The following is a 1,131-nucleotide window of genomic DNA, read 5'->3' on the forward strand; positions in this document are numbered from 1 at the left end:
GACCTCATGCGCCGGAAAAATCTCAGCCGCTTCCCACTCGTCCACATGGGGGTTGATCTCTGCTTCGATGAAACGCTTGAGCGTGTTCTGGATCTCGCGGTGTTCGTGGGTGTATTGCATGGTGTGTCTCCGTGGGGTGGGTTCAGGGCTGAAGATCGAAGTGGCCGATGCTGTGCGCGTGGCCATTGAGGACGATTTCGACAGTGTGGCGGCCCGGGTGGTGGGTGCGGGTGCTCATTTGGCGCAGCGACAGTGTTTTTTCGAGCACGCCATGGCCGTGTGCACCGATCTGCACGGTGCTGCCTTTGAACACCTTGGGGCTGAGCGTGCTGTTGGCCTTGACGTAAAAAACGCGCCAATCGGCCAAGGCGCTGGCCGCCTGTGCACTGGGGTTGTAAAGGGTGCAGTGCAGGGTGACGCTTTCGCCAGTACGGGCTGTGCACGGGCTGACGTTGGCGCTGTGAATCTGCAGCACCGACGGTTGCCCGTGGCCAAACAAGGCCAGGGCCTGTGCATCACCGCGTTTGATGGCGGTGCGCAGGGCATGGCGCAGCAAGGCCTGCCGCGACGCGGGCACCGGCGCATCGTTCAACCATTGGCGGGCCGTGCCCGTGAGCAGTTCTGGGTGGTCTTTGCCGATGTCATTCAGGTGGTTGGCCACCGAACGGCGCACATAGGACGAGCTGTCGTCACGCAATTGGGTCAGCAGGGGCAGCACCGGTGATGGGTCACGCACAAAGTCCGGCAAGCGTGCGGCCCAGGGTAAGCGGGGCCGTGTGGCTTCACTCACGGCGCGGCGCACATGGGCGCTGGGGTCGCTGGCCCACTGCGCCAGGTGGGCCAAGGTAGCTTGTGTGTGCGCTTGCAAAAACGGGCGCAGGCTGAATTCCGCCGTGAAGCGTTGGGTCAGCGCGTGCTGCGCCTGCATGGCTTCGGTTAAGTGGGCCAAGCCATGCTTGGCGATGTACATGCTGTGCGGCAGGTAAAAGAAGCTGCTGGGCACATCGCCGCTGGCGGTGGGCTCGCCGTGTTTGTCCAGCCCCATGGGGCGGCCCATGGCCCGCACCAGCAAAGGGGCGGCTTGCGCAAAGTCAGGCGGCATAAATTGCGCCATCAATTGGGCCAGTCGGC

General features: G+C 63.5%; 2 protein-coding genes. Both read right to left on the reverse strand.

All coding sequences use genetic code 11. The features are described from left to right. Positions 1 to 120: acyl-CoA dehydrogenase family protein (locus tag Q0341_RS11890; protein WP_299513568.1), on the reverse strand; the 120-nt coding region annotated here is incomplete at its 3' end. 22 nt (positions 121 to 142) lie between these two features. Next, positions 143 to 1,131, reverse strand: a 989-nt coding sequence (locus Q0341_RS11895) for a DNA alkylation repair protein (RefSeq protein WP_299513565.1), incomplete at its 5' end; no start/stop codon positions are given.

Origin of the sequence: uncultured Limnohabitans sp., from assembly GCF_937889215.1 — a bacterium.
Classification (GTDB): domain Bacteria; phylum Pseudomonadota; class Gammaproteobacteria; order Burkholderiales; family Burkholderiaceae_C; genus Limnohabitans_A.